The organism is Erwinia sp. (assembly GCF_049696395.1).
Classification (GTDB): Bacteria; Pseudomonadota; Gammaproteobacteria; order Enterobacterales; family Enterobacteriaceae; genus Erwinia.
In genome coordinates this window covers 1-2710 of record NZ_JBAVTT010000139.1, presented here as the reverse complement: position 1 = coordinate 2710, position 2710 = coordinate 1, and the positions used below count along the sequence as shown (strand labels likewise).

The 2710-nt window shown below is 48.8% G+C and carries 4 protein-coding genes and 1 tRNA gene; 2 read left to right on the top strand and 3 right to left on the bottom strand.

All coding sequences use genetic code 11. The annotated features are described in order from the left end of the window. The first annotated feature begins 49 nt into the window (after positions 1–49). A tRNA-Arg gene (locus WCC56_RS17175) sits at positions 50–124 on the top strand. Positions 125–492: 368 nt separating this feature from the next. Then, complete coding sequence (ppk2, locus tag WCC56_RS17170) at positions 493–1320, top strand: polyphosphate kinase 2 (RefSeq protein WP_424693549.1); 828 nt, start codon at positions 493–495, stop codon at positions 1318–1320. 27 nt (positions 1321–1347) lie between these two features. Here ppk2 and WCC56_RS17165 read toward each other — a convergent pair whose 3' ends face one another. From WCC56_RS17165 to WCC56_RS17155, 3 genes are all read right to left on the bottom strand, one after another. Next, entirely contained in the window at positions 1348–1644 is a 297-nt protein-coding gene (locus WCC56_RS17165) for a hypothetical protein (RefSeq protein ID WP_424693548.1), read from the bottom strand. Between the two features lie 55 nt (positions 1645–1699). After that, the gene (locus WCC56_RS17160; RefSeq protein WP_424693547.1) at positions 1700–2041 is read right to left on the bottom strand and encodes a hypothetical protein; all 342 of its coding nucleotides are present in this window, start codon (positions 2039–2041) and stop codon (positions 1700–1702) included. A 155-nt stretch (positions 2042–2196) separates the two neighbouring features. Then, positions 2197–2604 carry a hypothetical protein gene (locus WCC56_RS17155; RefSeq protein WP_424693546.1) on the bottom strand — a complete coding sequence of 136 codons (408 nt, stop codon included), beginning with the start codon at positions 2602–2604 and terminating at the stop codon, positions 2197–2199. Between the last annotated feature and the right edge of the window lie 106 nt (positions 2605–2710).

Genomic DNA, 2710 nt, shown 5'->3' with positions numbered 1-2710 from the left:
GGGTAAGTGCTTAATCTGCGACTGAAAGCGCGCTATACTGCCGCCCGCTGTCTCCTTAGTTAAATGGATATAACGAGCCCCTCCTAAGGGCTAGTTGCAGGTTCGATTCCTGCAGGGGACACCATTTCACTGATAAGTCCCCATGCCGAAACTCTAAACCCCTTAGTGCCAGTCAAACACTCCCCACTTGTATCTCAAATTTAATGGTATCTCGTCACAGTTGTGCAGTTGATGCAGGTAACATTGCCAGGCATAGCCATGGAAAGACTCAACAGGATCTCCTAAGCTCTTAAAGTCATTGCTGTTACAACGCCGGACGGTATGCCGTTAACGCTGTTGATAAGGCATGACCCACGCCCGTTGCAGCCTGCACGCAAAATGCCGGTGTTATTAGCATTCATGCCGGAAGATATCTGCAGCGACCGGCCAGACATTATGTGTGCATTTTTCCACAGTACATTGATAGCTCAAACCTGACTCGTGAGGTTCGACATGGCAAAGAAGAAGCACAAAGTGTCACTATCATCTCCCATTGTTAAGGGGGACGAAAAGCTCGGCAATAAGGACTATGAAAAACACCTGTTTGAATTGCATGTGGAACTGGTGCATCTGCAAGAATGGGTGAAGAAGAAAGGACTCAAAGTCTGCATTATTTTCGAAGGTCGCGACGGTGCGGGTAAAGGCGGGGTCATCAAGGCACTGACCGAACGCGTTAGCCCGCGTGTATTTCGTATTCACGCTCTGCCCGCGCCGAACGAGCGCGAAAAAAGTCAGATGTACTTGCAGCGCTACATCAGTCTTCTCCCCGCTGCCGGCGAAGTGGTGATCTTTGATCGCAGCTGGTACAACCGTGCAGGCGTCGAGCCCGTGATGGGTTTTTGCACGCCAGAACAAACGAGAGAATTTCTCGACATGATCCCTACCGCGGAAAAATCCATCGTCTCATCAGGCATCATTTTGCTGAAATACTGGCTGGACGTGAGCATGGATGAGCAGACCAGACGGCTGAAAGATCGCATTACCGATGGCCGCAAAACCTGGAAACTCTCGCCGATGGATATTGCGTCATACAGTCGCTGGTACGATTATTCACGCGCGCGCGACGAGATGATTTCAAGCAGCGATACAGCCTGGGCGCCCTGGTATGTCACGCAGTCAGATGATAAAAAAAGAACCCGGCTAAACGTGATCAATCATATTCTGCGGCACATTCCGTACAAGAAAATTGAGGAGCAGAAAATCAAGCTGCCCAAGCGTGAGAAAGCCGGAGACTATGTTGAACCTGAGTACCCGTACCGGAAGATTGAACAGCGCTATTAATTATCAGCGCCAGCCCTCAGCCAAATCTCAGGTCTTACTGACGGTATAGCTCTTCACCTTCCCGCCATCGAGCTGCACTGTCAGGGTTTTGCCTTCTGTAGTGCTGCCAGCTTTGGCCTGGCTGTAGCTCCACATCATCAGCAGATGATTTTCAGGATAGGACGTTTCCGTAGTGGGTTGGCCGAACAGCGAAATCAGATCCTGTCGGGTAGTCTGGCCGTACTGGATTTTGGTCAACTTTGTGTCATCAAAATCCTTGCCGGTCGACGAGGTACAAGCAGACAGGAACAGGATCATGCCCAACACAGAAAGGAGTTTTCTCATTATTTTTCTCTTGAAACTGAAATAGCTAACGACCTTTACCCATCGACAGAAGTGGCTAACTGATTTTTTCACAATCGTAGGAACCACTGATGCGGATCTGGCTGGCACTGGTTCGCACCACTTTTACGTTCAGCGTAGCCTTCCCGTGCTCAACAGCCTGGTCCATATCCAGCATACCTGGCGCTTTGGTGTTCTTCACGCGCAGATGGATCTTCACGTTATCGTAATCCCCTTTCTCGCCGGTAAAGGTGACTTTTTGCTGAGTGGGTTTCACCTTATTGACGAAAACGGTGCCATCCTGATGACGATCTAACTGAAATGGGCCACATTGCATCGCAGCCATTGCCGGGGAAACGCACAGCAACAGAGTTGAGAGTAACAAAGGTGTTTTTATCATGAGTGAGGAGTGGCCTGTAAGTGCGTAAGCAGGAAATGTGCCTGCTAACCAGGGTGCAGTCTGCATCAAGATAATGCACACCTCACCGTTCAGGCCGTCAGTATAACTGATGATAAGACGACAGAAAGAAATCTGTCGTCTTATTGAGGGAAAATCTATTTGGTGCGCCACATCCGATATTGGCCCCAGAAACCGACTTCGGCCACATATTCCTGAGCGGTACCGTCTGCCGTAATATCCAGGGTTTTTCGCATGCCCATCGTTAACACGCTACAATCATTGCTGACACGTAATTTGTGTGGTCCATTTTTTAAATAAGTCGTCACAAACTGATTCTGACGCAATAAAGCCACTTCGCTATCATCCACGGTAATAACAAACTTGCACATCCCGCCGCTGATACTGCCAATAAACTGCTTCTGCCGGGTAACGGTGACCTTGGTCTGCTGCTCCGAAGAAACTGGCGTAACAAGGTGTTTATCCAGTATTGTATCCGCAGGACCATAAGGCCTTGCACAGCCTGCCAACGTAAGCACAGCCAACGCTAAAACGAGCTTTTTCATTCCCCTACCCTTTTATTATATAATTTCCTGAAAGCGCAAAAACGACCAGATAAAAAGTATTTTATCTGCAACGCTATTGTGCTGAGCGAACGTATATTAACGTCTG

What these genes read in the sequence shown, in the direction of transcription:
- WCC56_RS17165 (WP_424693548.1), bottom strand. Translation starts at nt 1,644, where the DNA reads ATGAGAAAACTCCTTTCTGTGTTGGGCATGATCCTGTTCCTGTCTGCT.
- ppk2 (WP_424693549.1), top strand. Translation starts at nt 493, where the DNA reads ATGGCAAAGAAGAAGCACAAAGTGTCACTATCATCTCCCATTGTTAAG.
- WCC56_RS17160 (WP_424693547.1), bottom strand. Translation starts at nt 2,041, where the DNA reads ATGATAAAAACACCTTTGTTACTCTCAACTCTGTTGCTGTGCGTTTCC.
- WCC56_RS17155 (WP_424693546.1), bottom strand. Translation starts at nt 2,604, where the DNA reads ATGAAAAAGCTCGTTTTAGCGTTGGCTGTGCTTACGTTGGCAGGCTGT.